This window comes from Rossellomorea sp. DUT-2 (assembly GCF_052665285.1).
Map to the genome: position 1 here is coordinate 120,912 of NZ_JBQPEO010000006.1, position 21,653 is coordinate 142,564.

Genomic DNA, 21,653 nt, shown 5'->3' on the forward strand with positions numbered 1-21,653 from the left:
CCCCAGAACATTCCCATTATAGCATAATTACAGGAAGGCTGTCGTAAAAAGTCAAAGAAAATGGTCTTTTATCATGCGTTTAGTTGACTAATATTTTAGAATATGGTAAAAACCTTATATAGCGAAATGAATGACGATCCGGCACACAGTCGGATTTACTTACAAAAAAATGAACGTGTGATCGCAATGAGAGGAATAAGTAGTCTGCCTTCCCTGTTATAAAGAGAGTCAGTGGTTGCTGTGAACTGACACAAATGGCCGATGAATTACATCCTGGAGCTTTTGCTGTGAACCTTTAGTAGCAGCAAACGGTTAAAGCCGTTATCTTTAATGAGTGAAGGATGTAATTCCTTAATTTGGGTGGTACCGCGCGACAGCGTCCCTGCATTTATGCAGGGACTTTTTTGTTGTCTTGTTTTACAAAAAAGGAGGAAATAACATGGATTTGATAAAGGACTTGGAATGGCGTGGAATCACGTATCAACAAACGGACGCTGAAGGGTTGAAGGACCTGTTGAATAAAGAGAGTATCTCCATTTACTGCGGGATTGATCCGACAGCAGACAGTATGCATATCGGGCATCTCCTTCCATTTTTAACATTGAGACGCTTCCAGAATCAAGGGCATCGTCCACTTGTACTAGTAGGAGGGGCAACCGGATTGATCGGTGATCCGAGCGGTAAAAATGAAGAACGTAAACTGCAGACAATTGAAGCGATTCAGGGGAATGTGGCGAGCATTAAAGTGCAGTTGGAAAGCATCTTTGATTTTGAAGGGGAAAATGGTGCAGTGATGGTGAATAACTATGACTGGATCGGAGCGATGGATGTCGTTACTTTCCTTCGTGATTTCGGTAAGCATGTGGGTGTGAATTACATGCTGGCAAAAGATACAATCGCGTCACGCCTGGAATCAGGTATTTCGTTCACTGAATTTACGTACACCATTCTGCAAGCCCTGGACTTCAATCATCTATACGACAACTACAATTGTAAGCTTCAAATCGGAGGCAGTGATCAGTGGGGGAATATCACGACTGGTCTTGAGCTGATCAGACGTACCCATGAAGAAGAAACGAAGGCGTTCGGTTTCACGATTCCACTTGTAACGAAAGCAGATGGAAGTAAATTCGGTAAAACCGAAAGTGGAGCAATTTGGTTGGATGCGAATAAAACATCTCCTTACGAGTTCTACCAGTTCTGGATCAATGCGGCTGATGCAGATGTCGTGAAATACTTGAAATACTTTACATTCCTTTCACACGAAGAGATCGATGCTCTGGCACAGTCTGTTGAAACGGAACCTCATCTTCGCAAGGCGCAAAAGGCATTGGCTGAAGAAATGACAAAACTGATTCATGGTGAAGAAGCGCTGGATCAAGCCATCCGCATCACACAAGCATTATTCAGTGGTGAGATCAAATCTTTATCGGCTTCTGAAATTCTAGAAGGATTCAAAGATGTTCCATCATTCGAACAGCCTAAAGGAGAAGAGATCGGATTAATCGACCTTCTTGTAAATGCAAAAATCTCACCATCCAAGCGACAGGCTCGTGAAGATGTCGGAAATGGTGCAGTTTACCTTAACGGTGAACGTGTAACAGACCTTCAACATGTGATGGATGAAAAAGATATGATCGAAGGACAATTTACCATCATTCGCCGCGGAAAGAAGAAATATTTTAGAATTCAGTACGTATAATACTAGTATTCAATCTGACAGTGCGGTATCCGTTTCTCTTATTGGAGCGGGTACCGTGCTTTTTTATCTTTAAGTAGTGCTCCTTAGGAGGTGCGCTGTATGGAAGAATGTACAGGAGGGAGTGAGTAGGGATCAGTCGTGTTTATTCGACAAAAGGTTCATAAATGTGGATTTCGGGTCAAAAATAGAGTAAAACGGCTCATATATCAGAATTCCGGTTCATAAATAGACGAAACCGGTGGATAAAACGGGATTCCGGATAATAAATGGCAGAAACCGGTTCATAAATCGGGATGCTCAATCCTAAAGAGCTGAAATCCGTTCATAAATCAAATTACGGGCATTCAAAAAGAGATAAACCTCACACATAACCCTAAATATTAGATCGTTATGGATAAAAACGGGCACGAGAGTATAAAATCATAATTACATATGCCATCCAATCACAACATCCAGATCCTTTCCCAACCTTAAAATCGTAGAATTGAATCTATTTCACCAAAAAACATAAATTTTTCAGGTGCAGGCATGGACATAGATTTAGAATTTTTCAGGGTATACGGGAAAACATTCCTGCAATTCGATTAAAAAAGAAAAAACTATAAACAAAAAAACACTGCCCATAAAATGGACAGTGTTTTTCTTACAAAGATTAACGAGAGTAGAACTCAACGATAAGAGCTTCATTGATTTCAGCAGGTAATTCAGAACGTTCAGGAACGCGTGTGAAAGTACCTTCTAATTTGTCAGCATCGAAAGTTAGGAATTCAGGAACAAAGCTGTTCACTTCCATCGCTTCTTTGATGATGTCAAAGTTACGTGATTTTTCACGAACTGAGATTGTTTGACCAGGAAGTACGCGGAATGAAGGGATGTCTACGCGAGATCCGTTCACTGTAACGTGACCGTGGTTAACAAGTTGACGTGCTTGACGACGAGTACGAGCAAGACCTAAACGATAAACAACGTTATCCAGGCGGCACTCAAGTAGCGCCATGAAGTTTTCACCGTGTTTACCTTGTAATTTACCAGCTTGGTCAAATAGGTTACGGAATTGACGCTCAGTTACTCCGTACATGTGACGAAGTTTTTGCTTCTCTTGAAGTTGTAAACCGTACTCAGAGATTTTTTTACGTTGGTTAGGACCATGTTGTCCAGGAGCGTAAGGACGCTTTTCTAATTCTTTACCCGTTCCGCTTAGAGAGATTCCAAGACGACGAGATAATTTCCAGCTTGGGCCAGTATATCGAGCCATGAATGACTCCTCCTTTATTGTTTTTATTTTGTTGTAAAATAAAAACACCTGTGAATAAACAATTATGTGCATTTTGTTTTCATGTACCTTCGCCCTAGCAGCAGAGGGTTACAAGATACACCTCAATATGTAGAGGAACAAAATACGAACATAAAGGACTTCACTGAAGCTGCATTATTTTACACAAAGAATATTATATGACGGGAGAGACTAGAAGTCAAGGAAGGATTGTAAGATGAACGGATTTCATAGATTCTTGCGAATGTTGTTCTCTAAACAAAATAGTCCAAAAGTCATTTCTTGTGATATAATAAAAGTTGGAAAATATGTTGAATAGGTGAATGTCGTTGAAAGAATCAAAAAGAGAAAAGACCCTTCGATTTGTATTGATCGGTCTGTGCGTCCTGGTTGTTTTCGGAGGGTTTGTTTATTCTTCCGATTCTCCGGAAAGAGTGGATGAGTCCGGGCAATCGATCCATGCGGAGGTCCTAACTGCAGGAAATAGAGAGCAGAACCCCGTCATCGCTGTAGCAAAGATGGCTCAAGATCAGCCTGTCCTTATTATATATGAACTTGATAGAAGCAATCAGTATTATTTTAAGGTATTACATAGTGTGTCGTTACAGAAAAAAGTGAAAAAGATAGGGCTCACCAAAGATAAAGCTGGAATTTGGGTCCAATTAGATAAGAAACAATGGGTGTTATTTTCGAACTCTTTAGAGGTTTTACAGGAGAAGAAGGATGCTCCTTCTTCGGTGATTTCCAGTAAACAACTTTTTAAATATGAGGAGCATAAGCATTTGATAGAGGTTTCCTTTAAAGAGAACAAAGACCCGATTTCACTGGATTGGTCAGGTCAAAAAGCTGATCCTGTGGAAGTCCATTCTTTATCGGCAGATAAGTCCTTATGGCTCGTGGTATTACAAGAAGATCTGGTGCTGGCTCAGGGTCAATGATGTTAATAGTTTCACAAACCTTTCAGGTGTGGGTGAGAAAAATGTACGTTGTTCATAATTCTTTGCTTGAATATAAGTCAAAGCTGTTTGATTTAATCTATGAAGAAATGTCAGTTGAATTGGGTTATTCTGCTCATTTGCAAAAGTGGCTGACCATGATTAAAGACTGCCTTGATATTGATCGGGCATTTTTATATTTTTATAGCGAGTCTGCCTATTTCTTATATCACCCCAGTGACAATGAGGATGTTCCCCTTACGCTTGCTGAAACTAAGGAGAAATACATGGTTCGTCCTGTTATGGTTGAGGAAAAGGATGATTTTACCATCCGTTTTCACTTTACGAATAAAGATGGAAGTCCTCTGGCGATTCTGTTGGTAAAGAGGGATGATCGCAAAGAAGAGGCAGACGATAGCTGGCTCCAGTCCTTTTGGGAAGCCAGCAATCAATTTTTACAGCATACAGATGGAATCCAGACCGTACTCGATGATGAAAAACGGTACAGGGAATTATTTAAAGTAACGGAGATCTTTCACTCGACCAGGGATGTTCATACGCTTCTCGTGCAGATCATTGAAACGTTGAAGCAGGTGTTTCCAATCGATGAATTCCACTTGTTATTGTCTAACGACCGGTATGAATTCGGGACACTCCCCATTAAAAACTTTGATTTTGATCGTGCCAATGAGTCTGCCATGCAGGCATTTGTCAATGGGAGTATCGAAGTGAAGGAAAAGGATGTCCTGTATGCCCCTTTAAAAGGAAAACAGGGGATCTATGGTGTTCTTGAGGTGAAGTCAAAGGCCCATTTCACCTTTACGGAACAGAAGATCGAATTCATTCGCTTACTTGCCTATACGGCAGGGAATGCCCTTGAAAATGCCAAACTTTATGAACAATCCAAAAGACTCATTACCGATTTGCAACTTATTAATGAAACGTCCCATCAGTTAAATTTGAATTTACGATTAACGGATACGGTCCTGTTTTTAAAGAAACAGATTCAACGATCCTTTCAAGCATCAGCCATCGGATTTGTTCTGGTTCAAAAAGGGGAATACAGAATCCTGGAAGAAAGCTCTTCTGTTTTTTTTGAACAAGAAGGTGAAAAGTATATCTCTTATGTAAAGGCGAGAATCGAGAAGGAACGGGATGCCATCTTTTTAGGTGATGTAAGCGATCGATTCGATATGGGAGTGGTCTTTCCTTCCGTCATGGCTGTGCCAATGATTCAAAATGAAGCCCTGTTAGGGTTTTGCATAGTGTTACATAAAGAACCGTACATGTTTTCATTTGATATGTACAAGTTGCTTCAGTCGTTTATCCATCATTCGACCCTGGCGATAACCAATGCAACCCTTCGTGAGAAACTCGAGCATATGGTCATTACCGATCATATGACCAAATTATTCGCACGGAATTATCTTGATGAAGAAATGGAATCTTCGATGAATAAGGACTCAATGGGAACCTTGCTGTTGATCGATATAGATGATTTCAAGGCGATTAATGATAATTACGGTCATCAAATTGGTGATGAAGTTATTATCGGGGTGGCGGACCTGATTAAAGGAATCGTCAGTCATCATGGATTTGTTGCCAGATGGGGAGGGGAAGAATTAGCGGTCTATCTGCCCTCTCTTGATCATGAGGCTGGTTCTGAAATTGCTCAACGCATTATCGAGGAGATTCCAGTAAATACAGATCCTTCAGTGACGCTGTCCTGTGGCTTATCCACTTGGAGGGTAAGGGACGACCAGTGCCCTAAGTCTGTAAAGGAATTAGTGAAGAAAGCAGATGAAGCACTCTATCATGCGAAAGATAATGGTAAGAATCAGGTTGTGAAAGATTGTGATGGGATCATCATGGAATGATAGTGTTCAGGAACCCGGAGCCGATATGACTCATCCGGGTTCTTTTTTTTGGCCATTTCCCTTTACCACTTTAGTGTAACCGCTTTCTTTTTTGTCGTGGTTATCATATTCTAGAATAGTAGTTACTTAGACTTAAAGGGAATACTGGGAGGAATACTGTATGAAAGAAGAGAAGCGTTTTGAAACAAGGGTGATTCATGAGGGGTATGCATCATCTCAGCATTTTGATAGTTTAGCGCCGCCTTTATATCAAACTTCTACTTATACCTTTGCAAATGCGAAACAAGGGGAAAATCGATTTGCCGGTGAAGAGGAAGGATATATATATTCAAGATTGGGAAATCCGACAGTATCGATTCTGGAAGACAGAATGGCATCGTTAGAGGGAGGCGGGTCTGCCCTTGCCTTTGGTTCCGGTATGGCCGCTGTATCCGCCGTGTTATTCTCCTTAACCAAATCAGGAGATCATATCCTATGCTCTCAAGGGGTCTATGGCTGTACGTTCGGCTTACTTCAGCTGCTTCAAGAGAAATTTGCCATTCAGCATGACTTTTCTCCCATGAGTACAGAAGAGGAAATCCGGGAGAAAATCACAGAACAAACGAGCTGTATTTATGTAGAAACACCCATCAATCCGACTATGCAGTTAATTGATCTTGAGCTAGTCGTGAAGGTCGCCCGTGAAAAAGGGATTCCTGTAGTGGTCGATAATACATTCTGCTCTCCATACCTACAGAGACCATTGGAACTGGGATGCGATATTGTCATCCATAGCGCGACGAAGTACATTGGAGGTCATGGAGATGTGGTCGCGGGGCTCGTTGTGGGATCAGAGGAGAAGATGGCTGAAATTCGCATGACGACTCAGAAGGATATTGGAGGAATCATTTCTCCCTTTGATGCATGGCTATTATTGCGAGGGTTAAAAACATTGGCCGTCCGAATGGATCGTCACTGTGAAAGTGCTGAGAAGATTGCAGGTCTATTAGCCGAGCATCCGGCAGTAGAAACCGTCATCTACCCGGGGCATTCCAATCACCCGCAGCATAAGGTCATGAAGAAACAAATGAAAAAAGCCGGAGGAATGATTTCCTTTACGATAAAAGGTTCGAAAGAAGAGGCCCAGAAGCTTATGGATGATCTGGAGATGATCAAGATTGCCGTAAGTCTGGGGGATGCAGAAACATTAATCCAGCATCCGGCAACCATGACTCATGCAGTCGTACCAGAAGAGTCGAGAAAAAACATGGGAATCAGTGACACGCTCCTAAGGCTTTCCGTAGGATTGGAAGCACCGGAGGATATATGGAATGATTTATCACAGGCGTTGAATAAGGCATAAGGAAAAACAGGAAGGAACCTGATTAGCGGTCCTTCCTGTTTTGCAGGGGAGGGTGTTTTATTCTTTCAAGTAGGCTTGATTTGACTTCTTTGCACTTTCTCCATAAAGCTCAAAAATAATGCTGTAAATGAACACCGTTAAAAAAATCGAGCCAACCATGTCGAGAATATAATGTTGTTTAACAAAAAGGGTTGAAACGATAATCAATGAGCCCATTATCGGCACAAAGGCAGAGTGAAACGAATGTTTATTCTTAATGTTGATATTGGCGAGAATGATTGAAAATGTCGTTAAAACATGGATGCTTGGAAAAGCATTATACGGCTGATCATGACTATAGATCATACGAACAAGATTGATAAACACGCCGTCTCCCGCAAGATCGGGACGGGGTACTGTTGTCTGAAAATAAAAATAAATAACGAAACAAACCAACTCACCAATGACAATGACGCTCAGTGTTTTTATAAAGATAGGGATGTCTTTATACCAAAAGTAAAAAAGATATCCTAAAATAAATGCGTACCAGATTATATATGGCACAATAAACACCGGCACGAATGGGATCAATGCATCAATATCTGTAGAAAGGATGACCGCTTCACGGGTATCCGTATTTAAAAGTTTATATAACAACCCTAATGCCGGCATCACTAGAAAATATAATAAATAGGGTAAGTCTTTTTTCTTATCGCTCATATTACACCCCTTCTTACCTGGAATTCCTTCTGGATATTGTATGGAATATAGAGTGGAAATTGCCTGTTCCAGTTTAAAGCTCTCTTTTACGTTACTCTCTTCCCTTTTTACACGGTAGAGAAACGCAAACTTTTATTCGTGGCAGGTTTTGACAACTCCAAACTTTCATTCTGAACAAAAAAAAGACCCTGCCGGATATGAAAAATCATATTTCCAGCAGGGTGCTATCTTAATGATCCCGTATTAGAGATGCTTTAAAAGCTCTTCCACAAAGAGTTCCAAATACTTCTGATCTTCTCCATCAAATCTCGCTTTTTCCGGACTATCAATATCCAGGACTCCGATCAGTTTTCCTTCTTTCACTAGAGGGATGACAATCTCTGATTGAGAGGCTGCATCACATGCGATGTGCCCGGGGAATTGATGAACATCATCGATCAAAAGTGTTTTTTGTTCACTTGCCGATGTACCGCAAACGCCTCTTCCCAATGGGATCCTTACGCATGCAGGCAGTCCCTGGAATGGTCCTAACACCAATTGATTGCTTTCTTCTTCATATAAATAAAAGCCTACCCAGTTAATACGGTCCATAAATTGATTTAAAAGGGCGGAAGCATTGCTTAAATTTGCGATTTGATTTGGTTCGCCTTCTAATAGAGCTTTTAGTTGTTTCGTTACAAGACCATAGCCCTGTTCCTTTGTACCTTGATATTTTTCTGCTTTAAACACCAACAACTCCCCCAATTCTACAAAATGTGCGTTATTTCACGTCCAGTTGTTCCCCCGAGCCATCTAAACAACAAATACTGTCGAGAAATACTTAAAGGAAATCCACATGAAAACACGAATTCTTTGAGTAAACAAACTATAATAGAAACATCTATTGAACCATTTTTAGCATAATTCATCCAAACCTTCAATGATTAAGATTTTTTATCAAAAGATTTTTAATAGAGTGAATCCTCGTCACTGTTTTTTTCATACGCCTATCATATTTGAAAGAAGGGGAAATATGAAAAAACTAGATACTTCCATTACGACGAAAGAAGCCATTTTTCAAGCAGCCGTGTATTTGTTTTATGATCATGGCTTTGATGGGACCTCTGTCCGGGATATAGCAAAAAGAGCGAAGGTTAACCCCGCTACCATTTCCTATTATTTTAAAGGGAAGCAGGGTGTGCTGGAAGCGTGCTTCACTCATTTCTTTGAACAGTATCTGCGCTTTCTTCAGGAAGAAGTGGAAGCCTTGAACTATGTTAGTGCAGATTTATGCTTGAAGCGGGCAGTGTATAAAATCTTGAAATTCCAAAGTGAACATCACCAATTATCCAGGTTCATCTGGAGGGAAGTTTCGATTGATTCGCAGGTTGTGCGTGAAATCATTTCTTCCTACTTAATGAAAGAAAGACATTATATGAAGCGATTATTTGAACAGGGGATGAAAGATCATGCTCTGAAGAAACAGCCTGTAAGCTTTTTGGTGATTCAGCTTAAATCCATGCTGACAATGCCGTTTCTCAATAGTCAGCAACTAAGGGAAGTGTGGCAAATGTTCCCACAGGAGTATTATTTTATCGATCAATACTATAAAAATATTGATCAGTGGATTGATTTACTCCTCGTTTCCGAAGCGAAGGAAATCATGAAGAAAGAACTTATTATCTAAGCAGGGAAAAGCCACAAAAGAACTCTTCGAAGTTAATAGAAGAGTTCTTTGTTTTTATCCTTGCATCTCTGCTCTGCCTTGACCGACACCTGCGGCTGTATGGGCATCGGACCCATACACGGTTTTGATTCCTAAGGAAAGGGCTTGTTGAATGATATCAGTTGGCGGATAGGGTTCACCACAGTATGGCTTCACCAGGCCGGCTCCATTATGGTCCAACTCCAAATTCCTAGCTGCCATCTCTCTTAAAATCAAAGAGGTTTTATCAGAAAAAGCATGAGAGGCAGGATAGAGCTGCTGGAATTTCTTCACGAGGGTCATATGACCGATACGCTTTGGCTTAAAGGGACCCAAATCAGCCCTGATCGACTTTACTACCGTATCATAATAGCGTTCGTAAATCGCATCGACGGATCCGTAATAATCAATCATAGATTGGAATACATCGGGACTGAAGTCCAGGCAATCCCATTTTCCCTCGTGTTGTAAAAAATGGACGGAAAGAATGCTATCATCCAATCGAGGTCCGTAAACATTTAAAAATTCGGCTGTTTCTTTTTCAAAGCCTGCAATGTAATCGACCTCTAATCCTGACCGAATCGTGATTCTATCTTTGTACTTCTCCTTGAGGAAATCCAGAGTTTGAAAATATTCCAAAAGATGCGATGGATCCATTCCGCTATCCTTGTCCGGAGTTGTATCTTCAAAGCCCTGGGGAAGTGGAGCATGCTCCGTAAATGTTATACCAGAATAATTTAGGGAGAGTGCTCTCTCGATATACATCTCAAATGTATCGTCACTTCCATGGGGACAAAAAGGGGTATGAATATGTCCGTCCACCTTCACCAAAAGACTTCACTTCCTTGTTTTTTTTTAGTATGAAAAAGTTCTGTTAATAAAAGGGCTGAAGTTGATTGGAGCACCATGTAGCAGAAATCAACTACTACTCGCTTCAGAATAAACAACAACAATCTTTACGAAAATAGCCATTATAATTAAAACTAATATTAAAAATACATATAAAAAAGTCAATTTTCCCTTGAAATTGCTGAAATTGACTTTTTATCACTGAAAAATTAGAAATTAATAGTCAAAAATTGTCGTTAACATGGTATCATTATAACAATGAGAATTTATTAATGAAACAATGAACATTCATATTGATATAGATGTCTACTGAATAGTTGAACAGGGGGCTTAAGATGCAATACGTCATCGCTGGAATAATACTTATCTTAATCGTATTCCTTATCGGATTTATCTCTAGAAAAAAATATTACGCTGAAATTGATCGCTATGAAGCTTGGAAAATAGATATTATGAACAAGCCGGTTTCAGACGAACTCTCCAAAGTGAAGCAACTGAATATGACGGGGCAAACAGAAGAATTGTTTGACGGTTGGAGACAAGGATGGGATGAGATTGTTGCTGTGCAGCTTCCTGATGTGGAAGAACTACTGTTTGATGCAGAAGAGTACACCGATAAATTTCGTTTTACGAAAACAAAAGAGACCCTGTCCCGAATCGACAATGTTCTGACTGAAACAGAACAGAAGATCGAGCAAATTCTGACAGAGTTAAATGAACTGATCGGCAGTGAAGAGAAGAACCGTGAAGAAATTCAATCTCTTCAAGAAGAATATCGGAACAGTAAAAAGCAGTTACTTGCGTATCGTCATACATATGGTCAAACCGCTAAGTACATAGAAAACATTCTGGATAAGCTCTCTGAACAAATGGTTCAATTCAATGACTTAACAGAGCAGGGGAATTATCTGGATGCAAGAGAAATCGTCCTTAGTCTGGCACAGGAAATGAAGGATGTTTCCTACAAAATGGAGACGGTTCCGAAACTAATCACCGATTGCGAAAATCTTTTGCCTGTACAGTTGTCCGAGCTTGAAGCGGGTTACGTGGAGATGAAAGGTCAAGGATACATGCTTGATCATATTGAAGTAGAGAAAGAGGTTGCATCCCTAAAGGAAACCCTGCTCCACTTTAATAAAAACCTTGAAGAGCTGAAGGTAGAAGAGGTAGAAGAAGGAATTCAGGAAATTAAAGTAAAGGTCGAGAACCTTTATGATTTGCTGGAAAAAGAAGTACATGCCAAACATTTTGTCCAGCAGTATAAAGATCAAACGACTGAAGGATTGATCAAGGCCAAGGAAGATAATGAAGATATTCAATCTGAAGTAACACTTGTGAAACAAGGCTACCATCTTCAAGATGCGGACCTTGATACTCCGTATGAAATTGAGACGAAGATCATTCAGCTTTCAAAGCGTCACGAAATGTTGATGAATAAAGAAGAATTGAATGAAACTGCGTACTCCTCACTAAGTGATGAACTGAAAGAAATCAGAAACGGCCTGGAAGAACTGAATCGGGACCAGAGTGAGTTCTCCATCTACTTACAAAACTTGCGTAAGGATGAACTGGCAACCCGGGAAAAAATCCAGGAGCTTAAGAAAAAAGTGGCTGAAGCGAGCCGCATGATTTCAAAGAGTAATGTACCGGGCTTACCGGCTGATTACAAAGATCTTCTCGATGAGGTCCATCGGAAGATCGAGCAGGTGAATGCCAGCTTAACCGAGAAGCCTTTAAACATGAAGTTTGTTCAAGAAACGCTACTGGGAGCGGAAGACACCGTCGATCATTTTTACTCGAAGACGGGAGACCTGATCGAAAACGTCCTTCTATCCGAGAAAATCATCCAGTACGGAAATCGCTATCGCAGTAAGTATAGTTCTGTCAGGGAAGGTCTTCAGTCTGCTGAAGAATCCTTCCGTCACTATGATTACCGCAAAGCATTGGAAGAAGCCGCAACAACGATTGAAAAAGTAGAGCCGGGTGCTCTTAAGAAAATCGAGAAAATGATGGATCTTGAGGAAAAATAATATTCATCATAAATAAAAAGGACTGATTTAGAAGATTTATTCTAAATCAGTCCTTTTTCATATGCTGCCAAGTTCGATGGGCCAGAGGCGACATGCCAATTCCCATTGAAGTTTATGGTCTTAACTGGCTTCAATCGTCCGCTTTGTCTGACCCGCAAGTGCGGCAATAACGAATCCAATGATTGCACCGATCATGGCCGGCACTAACCAACCGATCCCTTGTGTATAGAAAGGAAGGAATTCAAGTGATTGACTGATGGCTGTCACGTCGATTCCGGCAGTTTTAATCCCATCAATTAAACTGATCAAGCCTGTTGGAATTAAAGCTCCCACGTATACGAGAGAATAGCCGTTAAATCCGTTATGCATGAATGACAGTAAGATCAATACGATGGCCAATGGATAGATGAAGATGAGTACCGGTAATGATACAGCAATCAGCTGAGTCAACCCAATATTGGCAATAATCATACTAAATAGAGACATGATGATCACTAACTTCGGATAAGATACAGGAATAATCTTTGCGAAATATTGTGAACATGCAGAAACGAGTCCGACTGACGTAGTGATACATGCAAACGTAATCGCCAGTCCCAGGATAATGGTTCCTGATGAGCCGAATAAATGACTCGCTGACGCAGATAGTATGGCACCACCATTAGCTTGTGTACCGATGGAATCTGTACTTGTAGCTCCAATGTAACTTAAGGATAAATACACAAGTGCTAAACCGATGGCCGCGATGACCCCTGCAATGATCGTGATGCGCGTCAGGTTTGCTTTACTCGTTACACCACGGTCTTTAATGGAATTAATGACCACAATCCCGAATACTAAAGCGGCGATGGTATCCATCGTTAAATACCCCTCGATGAATCCCTTGAATAGCGCTCCATCCTGATAAGCGGGGTTCGGTGCTCCGAAATCTCCCATTGGAGTTACAATACTCTTAACCACTAGAATCGTCAGAATCACGATAAGGGAAGGTGTTAATATCTTTCCGATTCTGTCTACGAGCTTTGAAGGATTCATCGCAAGCCATGCGGTTAATCCAAAAAAGATGATCGTATAAATGAATAAAGGTGTTCCGTATTTTGCAACATCTTCAGGTAAAAATGGGATCACTCCGATTTCATAAGCAACCGTGCCGGTTCTTGGAATCCCGAAAAATGGTCCAATGGCCAAGTACATCACAATCGTGAAGATGAGTCCATATAAAGGATGAACACGGTTTGCAAGTGTCTGAAGATCCCCTCCAGATTTGGCGATGGCGATCACGCCCAATAAAGGAAGTCCTACTCCAGTAATGAGAAAACCGATAATACCGGTCCAAACATGTTCCCCGGCCTGCTGGCCTAAGAATGGCGGAAAAATCATATTACCTGCTCCGAGGAAAAGAGCGAAGAGCATTAATCCTATCGTAAAGATCTGGCTGAATGACAGCGCTTTCTCTCTCATATATACCCCTCCGTTTGTAATCGTTATCATAAGCAAAATTATCTTATCATAAGATTGTAGAAAAATGTCGAAAAACTAAATAGTCTTACAATTTAGTATATTTAAATAACTTTTGCGATTATTTCCTTTATGATTCTCGCAAAAATTCTGTCATTTTTCAATGATTATTTTTGGAAATTGCTAAAAATAATCGAAAAATCTTAGAAAATTAGTATTGCTACAATAATATCTTGCCCTGCATGTTGAATAAGATTTGGGTTCGGGATGATTTATGGTAAGATTAATGATTGAATATATTACTGTGAAATCTGCAGGTCACCACAAGTAAAAGAAGGTGAAATCTTGATTTATTTAGATAATAGTGCAACAACCAAGCCATATAAGGAAGTATTGGATACATTTATTAAAGTGAATGAACACTTCTATGCTAATCCTTCATCGATTCATTCCTTTGGAGGGCGGATTGAGAAATTAATTCAACAGTCCAGGGAACAAGTGGCTTCATTATTAGATATAAAGCATAAAGAGGTATTCTTCACCTCTGGTGGAACAGAATCGAATAACCTGGCAATAAAGGGGACGGCTCTACAATACGGGCACAGAGGGAAGCATATTATTACGACGAATATTGAACACCCTTCCGTTCTCAATGCCGTTAAACAATTAGAGGTGTTTGGGTATTCAGTGACCTATCTTGATGTCGATGCACAAGGAAGGATAAAACCTGAACAAGTAAAAGCCGCCATTCAGGAAGACACCATCCTCGTATCGGTCATGCAGGTGAACAACGAAATCGGGAGTGTCCAGCCCATCCGGGAAATTGGGATGCTGCTTTCGGACTATCCAAAGATCCTTTTTCACGTTGATGCTGTTCAGGCGTGCGGGAAGGTCCCCCTTATTCTCCACGAAAAGCTTATTGATTTATGCACCATTTCCGCACATAAAATTCATGGCATTAAAGGAACGGGAATGCTATTCGTGAGGGACGGACTTGAGCTTTCTCCGATCATTTCAGGGGGAGAGCAGGAAGGGAATCTCAGAAGCGGTACGGAAAATACAGGTGGAATCGTGTCCTTTGCAAAGGCATTAAGGATGCACCTGGCAGAAAGTAAACAACAGCTTCCTATCATGGAGGAAAACCAACGATATGTAAGAAGAGAACTGGGAGAAATGGAAGGTGTGACTGTTCATACACCAGTAGAGAATCATGCTCCTCACATCCTTAATTTTTCTATAGAAGGTTTCAAAGGTGAGGTCGTCGTTCATGCATTAGACCTGCATGAGGTGTTTGTGTCCACAACCAGTGCATGTTCATCAAAGCAAAGTAAGCCAAGTCAAACGCTTCTATCGATGGGTGTATCAAAAAGCCAGGCGAACAGCTCCATCCGGGTCAGTCTATCTTTTCACAATACGATGGAAGAGTGCCGGCAGTTCATACAGTTACTTAAGAAAGAAATAGAACTATTACAAAAGACAATGAGGAGATCACGATGAATTATAATCGCATACTAGTAAGATACGGTGAAATTTCAACAAAAGGTAGAAATCGAAAGATGTTCACGGCAAAGCTGCGGGAAAATATTTTGCAGGCATTGAAGGATTTCCCGACGATTTCAGTTTCAGCAAGCCGGGATCGACTTCATATCCAGTTAGGAGACGAGAACGGGGAAGAGATCATTCCAAGATTGGAGAAAATCTTTGGGATCCAATCCTTCAGTCCAGTTGTAAAAGTGGCTCAGGATATCGAAGAAATAAACAGAGCAGGGTTGGCTCTTGTGCAAAAGAGTTTCGCACCGGGGAAAACCTTTAAGGTGTCTGCCCGCAGAGCGGATAAAAAGTTCTCCATGGATACAAACGAATTGAATTACGAAGTGGGATCCTACATCCTCCGAAACATGGACGGTTTAAAAGTGGATGTGAAAAAGCCCGATATTAACCTGAATGTAGAAGTAAGAAAGGAGGGTGTCTATCTCTCCTCCGAAATCTATCAGGGATCAACGGGTATGCCGGTTGGTGCAAGCGGAAAAGCCATGCTCATGCTATCAGGAGGAATCGATAGCCCGGTAGCCGGTTATTTAACGATGAAAAGAGGCGTCGAGGTAGAGGCAGTTCATTTCCACAGCCCACCTTTTACAAGTGAGCGGGCAAAGCAAAAGGTGATCGATCTTACCAAGAAACTGTCTGCATTCAGTGGAAAGGTGAAATTGCATATAGTACCGTTCACGAAAGTTCAGCAAACCATTCATGATCAGGTTCCTGAAAATTACACGATGACTTCAACGAGACGAATGATGCTCCGGATTGCAGATGAGATTCGTGAAAAGAATGAAGGTTTGGCCCTGGTGACCGGGGAAAGTCTTGGACAGGTAGCGAGTCAGACGTTAGAAAGCATGCAGGCCATAAACGATGTGACGAATACACCGGTACTGCGACCGCTCATCGCCATGGACAAGCTTGAAATCATTGATATCGCTCAAAAGATCGATACGCATGATATCTCGATTCTTCCATATGAAGACTGCTGTACCATTTTCACGCCGCCTGCACCAAAAACAAGACCTAAAAAAGATAAAGTGACGTATTATGAAAGCTTTGTTGATTTTGATACTCTTATTAAAGAAGCCGTCGATGGAACAGAAACCATTACGATCAATGGATCGACAGGTTCAAATGTAGAAAAAACCTTTGACGAACTACTCTAAAAATTTAGGATTATTTACCAACAATTTTCCTTGTATGAAGCCATGTGTTTTTACACAATCTATACTCACAAGGAGGTGAAAACACATGGCAAACAGAAGTTCAAATCAATTAGTAGCTCCAGGAGCTCAACAAGCAATCGACCAAATGAAATACGAAATCGCTTCAGAATTCGGAGTTCAACTTGGTCCAGATGCAACAGCACGCGCTAACGGTTCTGTAGGTGGTGAAATCACTAAACGTTTAGTTCAAATGGCTGAACAACAAATCGGTGGCGGATACGCAAAATAATTAAATACAATGGCTACAAGGAGCGAGATTCTCTCGCTCCTTTTTATTTTGTCTTGAGCGAATTAAGATATCCTTGGACCTGATGATGAAAATAAAAGCTTTAAAGGTAATATGTTGTGATAAAAAGTGGGCGTTAGTCTGCTTTTCCATTGTAAAAAGAGCACTCGATCCATTTTATGAGCAGGTTTTGATTACTTTTGATCCGGAATTCGGATATATGATCCAGAATGGGGAGATATAATCCAGAATTCGAAAATATGATCCGAAATTCGAAAATATGATCCAGAATTCAAAATTATGATCCTTTGTCGAAAATCCTCATAATTTGTATATAGGAAAAATATAAACGAATAATTTAAAAAATTTGAATTATTTTGTATAATAGAGAAGAATCGACAAACAAGGGGGAGTCAGAATGAAGAGGGAAGAACTTATTGCACCAGAAAAGTACAATTTAGTAGAGGAAGTAGAGAAGTACGCAAGTGATCAACAGAAGCTTGCAATTAAATGGGAAGACGAAGAGGGAACGAAAGCCGAAATCACCTACCAGGAATTATTGAAGAATGTAAATAAAATTGGAAACGTTTTCTCGGATTCGAACCTGGAAAAAGGCGATGTCATTCTTGTGATGGTTCCCCGTTTAATTGAGGCTTACGCTGTGTACCTTGCTGCTCTGAAATCCGGGCTCGTGGTGATCCCAAGTTCAGAAATGCTTAGGACGAAGGATCTTGAATACAGAATCGACCACGGTGACGTAAAAGGAATTGTAGCTTACTCTCCATTTGTTGAGCAGTTTGAAAACGTAAGAGGAATGGAAAATCTCCAAAAGTTCGTTGTGGGAGACAAACAAGAAGGATGGATTGCGTTAGAGGATGAAATGAAAACAGCTTCTGAAGAATTATCCTTCGCTGATACAAAGCGTGATGATATGGCGTTCCTATCTTATACGTCAGGTACGACTGGAAACCCTAAAGGGGTTGTCCATACTCATGGGTGGGCATACGCTCACTTGAAGACGGCAGCTCGTGAATGGCTATCCATTGATGAGGGAGACACGGTTTGGGCTACTGCAGGTCCGGGGTGGCAGAAATGGATTTGGAGTCCGTTCCTGTCTGTACTGGGGTCCGGGGCCACTGGACTTGTGTATCAAGGGAAATTCGATCCTAACAAATATCTTCAATTGCTTCAGGACAATGAAGTCAATGTTCTGTGCTGTACACCAACAGAGTATCGCCTGATGGCCAAAGTGGATGATCTCGGATCCTATAAACTAAATCAATTACATAGTGCAGTATCGGCGGGAGAGCCATTAAACAGGGAAGTCATCGACGCCTTTAAGAGACATTTTAATATAGAAGTCCGTGATGGCTATGGCCAAACCGAAAACACGCTCCTCGTCGGCATCATGAAAGGCATGGAGCTGAAACCGGGCTCAATGGGGAAACCAACTCCCGGAAACAGAGTCGAAATCATCAACGAGGAAGGGTATCCATGTGAAGTAGGAGAAGTTGGTGATATCGCGGTTCATGTAGAAACACCGGCTCTATTCAAAAATTATTATAAAGATCCCGAACGGACGGCGATGCAATTCAGAGGGGATTACTACATTACAGGTGATAAAGCGAAAAAAGATGAAGATGGATACTTCTGGTTCGAAGGAAGAGGAGACGATATCATCATCAGCTCCGGATATACGATTGGACCATTCGAAGTGGAAGATGCCTTAGTCAAGCACCCCTCGGTTCAGGAATGTGCCGTTGTAGGAAGTCCGGATGAAGTAAGAGGACTGATCGTGAAAGCCTTTGTCGTATTGCGAAATGATGTGAACCAAGAGGATCCCGAATTGATACCTGCCCTTCAGCAGCATGTTAAAGACTTAACCGCACCGTACAAATACCCGCGTAAAATTGAATTTGTGAAAGAATTGCCGAAAACAACTTCAGGCAAGATTAGAAGAATTGAGCTGAGACAAAAAGAGATGAGTTCAATTAAAAACTAATCAGGGATAGGGAGCCTATAGGGCTCTCTGTTTTTATGAAAAACCTTTCTCTTTCAGATTCTTCCTATAATATGGTACATTTGAAAAACAGAATTTTTTTATAAAGAAGGGGTATACATCATGGGCACTTTATGGAAAAACGGAATCATTTACACAATGCAAGAGGAAGGACATCATGTTGAAGCGGTCTACACGGAAGATGGGGTCATCAAAGGCCTGGGCTCATCCGATGACCTGCTAAAGAATGAACAATTCACGATTGAGTCCGAAGTGGATCTTGGGCAAAAAGTGATGTTTCCCGGGTTTGTCGATAGTCACATGCATCTGATCGGTCATGGCGAAACGTTAATGAGGCTGGACCTTTCGAGTATGAATAGCAAGCAGGAAGTATTAGAGGCAATAAAAGAAAAAGCAAAAGGCCTAGAAAAAGGAGAATGGGTCATTGGCGAAGGCTGGAACGAAAACCTCTGGAGTGATGCTGCGGTTTTAACCAAGCGGGAAATTGATGAAGTCGTACCCCATCATCCAGTACTCCTGAAACGCATTTGCCGTCATGCCATGGTAGTGAATTCACTCGCTTTAAAAAATGCAGGCATCGATGAAGGGACTCCTGATCCTTCCGGAGGTTTGATTGAGAGGGATGAGGATGGGGCATTAAACGGTTTGTTAAAGGATAAGGCTCAGGATCTCATGATCGATGCCTTACCGGCCATCTCCTCCGATTATCTTGTGGGTGCATTGACAAAAGGAATCGAAAGCTGCTGGGAGCACGGACTGGTAGGTGGTCATACAGAAGATTTAAGCTACTATGGAAACTTTAAGAAAACGTATGATGCATTTGTACAAACCATCACCGAAGGCCAGAAAAAATTCAGGGCCCATCTATTGGTTCATCATGAAGTGATCGAAGATTGGAAGGAAGACGGCCATCACTTCCTGGGCGGCACTCAATTTATTGAATTCGGTGCCATGAAGATCTTTGCTGACGGGGCTTTAGGTGGCAGGACTGCCCTATTAAGCTATCCATATGCCGATGATTCAAGTACGACAGGAGTCAGCATCCATACAAACGAAAAACTTCTTGAACTTGTGAAGAAGGCCAGGAAGTATGATCTTCCGATAGCCGTTCATACGATTGGTGATCAGGCTTTTGAAAATGTACTGAATAGCATCATGAAAGAGCCATCTCACTTCGGAAGACGTGATCGACTCATTCATGCCCAGATCCTGCGTAAAGAGCTGATTGAAAAGATTAAGGATCTCCCGTTAATTCTTGATATTCAACCAAGGTTCGTGGCGTCGGATTTCCCTTGGGTGGTTGAGAGACTTGGAGAGGAAAACATGCAGTATAACTATGCATGGAAAACACTTCTTGATGAAGGCATTCCATGTGCGGGTGGATCTGATGCACCAATCGAACCGATCAATCCTCTTTGGGGGATTCATGCGGCGGTTACGAGAACGAATCCATTGGATCCCGACAAAACAGAGTATCGTCCTGAAGAAAAACTTTCGATGTATGAAGCACTCTCACTGTTTACTAAAGGAAGTGCCTATGCTTGTCACCATGAAAGTGACAGAGGGCAGATTCGTGAAGGATATACGGCGGACTTTACCGTTTTAGACATCGATCCGTTCAAAGTGGATGCCGACCAATTGTTAAATAAAATAGTAGATATGACGATTGTAGACGAGACCATCGTTTATAAAAAAAAATAAATAAACATTGCCCCCAAAACTTTTCACCGATATAATGGAGATATTTCGGAAACAGAAATAGTTTTTGGGGGTGTTTTTATGAGGCAAGATCAAGCTGGAATCATCTACACAGCTTTTTCATATTTTTTATGGGGAATTCTCCCGATCTATTGGAAATGGTTAAATCATGTTTCCGCCTATGAGATCCTCGCTAACCGCATTTTTTGGTCCTTTTGGTTTATGCTGTTATTTTTATTCCTAAGTAAACGGTGGAAGGACTTTACCGTATATTTAAAAACATCTCTTAAGAAAAAGAAGCAGCTGTTTGCCTTACTCCTTGCTTCATTATTGATCAGTACGAACTGGTTCATTTATATATGGGCCGTGAATACAAATCAAATGGTCGAAGCAAGTCTGGGTTATTATATTAATCCCCTTGTGAGCGTATTGTTAGGGGTATTCATCCTGAAGGAAAGCTTGTCAAAGGCACAAATGGTCTCATTTGGATTGGCGGCGATCGGGGTTCTGATTTTAACGATATCCTACGGGGACTTTCCATGGATCGCGGTCGGTCTTGCATTCTCTTTCGGACTATACGGATTAGCCAAAAAACTCATCCAGGTCGAATCCTCCATCGGCCTGACCCTGGAAACCCTGACCATCGCACCGCTATCACTACTCTACCTTGGCTACATGTACAATCAGGGATCCCTGTCCCTTTTCCATGTATCGTCAGGGACGGACCTCTTACTGATCGGTGCCGGGGCGGTAACCGCCATCCCTTTATTGTTCTTTTCTAAGGGTGCTCAACTAATTCCGCTTTATATGGTCGGATTCCTGCAATACATTGCACCGACCCTCACATTGATACTCGGCATATGGGTCTATAACGAAACATTCTCATTCACCCATCTCATTTCGTTTACGTTCATATGGCTCGCCTTAACGATCTTCACAGCTTCAAGAGTGCAATACGCCCGAAAGCGAAGACGGGAAGCGAGATTGTCCGCTTGATGTAATACAAAACGCTCCAGCACATGCTGGAGCGTTTTGTATAGGGACGGACCTTGGTTTTGTTCACCATTTGGCACAACAGACGGAGGAAGTGGCACG

At 41.4% G+C, this 21,653-nt stretch carries 17 protein-coding genes and 1 other annotated feature; of the genes, 12 read left to right on the forward strand and 5 right to left on the reverse strand.

Translation table 11 applies throughout. The annotated features are described in order from the left end of the window. Window positions 1-177: 177 nt before the first annotated feature. Window positions 178-387: a binding site (T-box leader), on the forward strand. Window positions 388-439: 52 nt separating this feature from the next. Further along, window positions 440-1,702: a tyrosine--tRNA ligase gene (gene tyrS, locus ACOSV2_RS20160; protein WP_428976624.1), complete on the forward strand. Its 1,263-nt coding sequence runs from the start codon at window positions 440-442 to the stop codon at window positions 1,700-1,702. Window positions 1,703-2,354: 652 nt separating this feature from the next. Here the strand turns inward: tyrS and rpsD are convergent. Further along, complete coding sequence (gene rpsD / locus ACOSV2_RS20165) at window positions 2,355-2,957, reverse strand: 30S ribosomal protein S4 (protein ID WP_113969771.1); 603 nt, start codon at window positions 2,955-2,957, stop codon at window positions 2,355-2,357. A gap of 347 nt (window positions 2,958-3,304) precedes the next feature. Between rpsD and ACOSV2_RS20170 the strand changes: the two genes are divergently transcribed. From ACOSV2_RS20170 to megL, 3 genes are all read left to right on the forward strand, one after another. Next, the gene (locus ACOSV2_RS20170) at window positions 3,305-3,913 is read left to right on the forward strand and encodes a hypothetical protein (RefSeq protein WP_428976625.1); all 609 of its coding nucleotides are present in this window, start codon (window positions 3,305-3,307) and stop codon (window positions 3,911-3,913) included. A 41-nt stretch (window positions 3,914-3,954) separates the two neighbouring features. Continuing rightward, window positions 3,955-5,787: a sensor domain-containing diguanylate cyclase gene (locus ACOSV2_RS20175; protein WP_428976626.1), complete on the forward strand. Its 1,833-nt coding sequence runs from the start codon at window positions 3,955-3,957 to the stop codon at window positions 5,785-5,787. A 160-nt stretch (window positions 5,788-5,947) separates the two neighbouring features. After that, a complete protein-coding gene (megL, locus tag ACOSV2_RS20180; RefSeq protein WP_428976627.1) occupies window positions 5,948-7,129 on the forward strand; it encodes a methionine gamma-lyase in 1,182 nt (393 codons plus the stop codon). Window positions 7,130-7,186: 57 nt separating this feature from the next. On the opposite strand, the gene ACOSV2_RS20185 is transcribed toward megL, so the two are convergent. Continuing rightward, window positions 7,187-7,828: a phosphatase PAP2 family protein gene (locus ACOSV2_RS20185; protein ID WP_428976628.1), complete on the reverse strand. Its 642-nt coding sequence runs from the start codon at window positions 7,826-7,828 to the stop codon at window positions 7,187-7,189. 243 nt (window positions 7,829-8,071) lie between these two features. Continuing rightward, entirely contained in the window at window positions 8,072-8,557 is a 486-nt protein-coding gene (locus ACOSV2_RS20190) for a GAF domain-containing protein (RefSeq protein ID WP_428976629.1), read from the reverse strand. Window positions 8,558-8,840: 283 nt separating this feature from the next. Here ACOSV2_RS20190 and refZ point away from each other — a divergent pair, with 283 nt between their 5' ends. Continuing rightward, window positions 8,841-9,494 (forward strand): forespore capture DNA-binding protein RefZ, encoded by a 654-nt coding sequence (refZ, locus tag ACOSV2_RS20195; RefSeq protein WP_428976630.1) that lies wholly within the window; start codon window positions 8,841-8,843, stop codon window positions 9,492-9,494. 54 nt (window positions 9,495-9,548) lie between these two features. Here the strand turns inward: refZ and hisJ are convergent, their stop codons facing one another. Next, entirely contained in the window at window positions 9,549-10,340 is a 792-nt protein-coding gene (hisJ, locus tag ACOSV2_RS20200) for a histidinol-phosphatase HisJ (protein ID WP_428976682.1), read from the reverse strand. 356 nt (window positions 10,341-10,696) lie between these two features. Here hisJ and ezrA point away from each other — a divergent pair, with 356 nt between their 5' ends. Further along, complete coding sequence (gene ezrA / locus ACOSV2_RS20205) at window positions 10,697-12,391, forward strand: septation ring formation regulator EzrA (RefSeq protein WP_428976631.1); 1,695 nt, start codon at window positions 10,697-10,699, stop codon at window positions 12,389-12,391. A gap of 120 nt (window positions 12,392-12,511) precedes the next feature. Here the strand turns inward: ezrA and brnQ are convergent, their stop codons facing one another. Then, window positions 12,512-13,852: a branched-chain amino acid transport system II carrier protein gene (brnQ, locus tag ACOSV2_RS20210; protein WP_428976632.1), complete on the reverse strand. Its 1,341-nt coding sequence runs from the start codon at window positions 13,850-13,852 to the stop codon at window positions 12,512-12,514. A gap of 342 nt (window positions 13,853-14,194) precedes the next feature. Between brnQ and ACOSV2_RS20215 the strand changes: the two genes are divergently transcribed. The 6 genes from ACOSV2_RS20215 to rarD all read left to right on the forward strand — a co-directional run bounded on the left by ACOSV2_RS20215 (window position 14,195) and on the right by rarD (window position 21,554). Further along, complete coding sequence (locus tag ACOSV2_RS20215; protein ID WP_428976633.1) at window positions 14,195-15,346, forward strand: cysteine desulfurase family protein; 1,152 nt, start codon at window positions 14,195-14,197, stop codon at window positions 15,344-15,346. Then, window positions 15,343-16,554 (forward strand): tRNA uracil 4-sulfurtransferase ThiI, encoded by a 1,212-nt coding sequence (thiI, locus tag ACOSV2_RS20220; RefSeq protein WP_428976634.1) that lies wholly within the window; start codon window positions 15,343-15,345, stop codon window positions 16,552-16,554. The genes ACOSV2_RS20215 and thiI overlap by 4 nt, the downstream gene beginning before the upstream one ends. An 85-nt stretch (window positions 16,555-16,639) precedes the next feature. Continuing rightward, the gene (locus ACOSV2_RS20225; protein ID WP_044339433.1) at window positions 16,640-16,843 is read left to right on the forward strand and encodes an alpha/beta-type small acid-soluble spore protein; all 204 of its coding nucleotides are present in this window, start codon (window positions 16,640-16,642) and stop codon (window positions 16,841-16,843) included. Window positions 16,844-17,258: 415 nt separating this feature from the next. Next, complete coding sequence (gene mbcS, locus ACOSV2_RS20230) at window positions 17,259-18,842, forward strand: acyl-CoA synthetase MbcS (protein WP_428976635.1); 1,584 nt, start codon at window positions 17,259-17,261, stop codon at window positions 18,840-18,842. A 120-nt stretch (window positions 18,843-18,962) separates the two neighbouring features. Further along, a complete protein-coding gene (locus ACOSV2_RS20235) occupies window positions 18,963-20,561 on the forward strand; it encodes an amidohydrolase (RefSeq protein ID WP_428976636.1) in 1,599 nt (532 codons plus the stop codon). Window positions 20,562-20,639: 78 nt separating this feature from the next. Then, complete coding sequence (rarD, locus tag ACOSV2_RS20240) at window positions 20,640-21,554, forward strand: EamA family transporter RarD (RefSeq protein WP_428976637.1); 915 nt, start codon at window positions 20,640-20,642, stop codon at window positions 21,552-21,554. Window positions 21,555-21,653: the final 99 nt, after the last annotated feature.

Bases quoted from the DNA above. Each gene is read 5' to 3' on its own strand.
- tyrS (WP_428976624.1), top strand. From the start codon at position 440: ATGGATTTGATAAAGGACTTGGAATGGCGTGGAATCACGTATCAACAA.
- rpsD (WP_113969771.1), bottom strand. From the start codon at position 2,957: ATGGCTCGATATACTGGCCCAAGCTGGAAATTATCTCGTCGTCTTGGA.
- ACOSV2_RS20175 (WP_428976626.1), top strand. From the start codon at position 3,955: ATGTACGTTGTTCATAATTCTTTGCTTGAATATAAGTCAAAGCTGTTT.
- megL (WP_428976627.1), top strand. From the start codon at position 5,948: ATGAAAGAAGAGAAGCGTTTTGAAACAAGGGTGATTCATGAGGGGTAT.
- ACOSV2_RS20185 (WP_428976628.1), bottom strand. From the start codon at position 7,828: ATGAGCGATAAGAAAAAAGACTTACCCTATTTATTATATTTTCTAGTG.
- refZ (WP_428976630.1), top strand. From the start codon at position 8,841: ATGAAAAAACTAGATACTTCCATTACGACGAAAGAAGCCATTTTTCAA.
- ezrA (WP_428976631.1), top strand. From the start codon at position 10,697: ATGCAATACGTCATCGCTGGAATAATACTTATCTTAATCGTATTCCTT.
- brnQ (WP_428976632.1), bottom strand. From the start codon at position 13,852: ATGAGAGAGAAAGCGCTGTCATTCAGCCAGATCTTTACGATAGGATTA.
- thiI (WP_428976634.1), top strand. From the start codon at position 15,343: ATGAATTATAATCGCATACTAGTAAGATACGGTGAAATTTCAACAAAA.
- ACOSV2_RS20225 (WP_044339433.1), top strand. From the start codon at position 16,640: ATGGCAAACAGAAGTTCAAATCAATTAGTAGCTCCAGGAGCTCAACAA.
- mbcS (WP_428976635.1), top strand. From the start codon at position 17,259: ATGAAGAGGGAAGAACTTATTGCACCAGAAAAGTACAATTTAGTAGAG.
- ACOSV2_RS20235 (WP_428976636.1), top strand. From the start codon at position 18,963: ATGGGCACTTTATGGAAAAACGGAATCATTTACACAATGCAAGAGGAA.
- rarD (WP_428976637.1), top strand. From the start codon at position 20,640: ATGAGGCAAGATCAAGCTGGAATCATCTACACAGCTTTTTCATATTTT.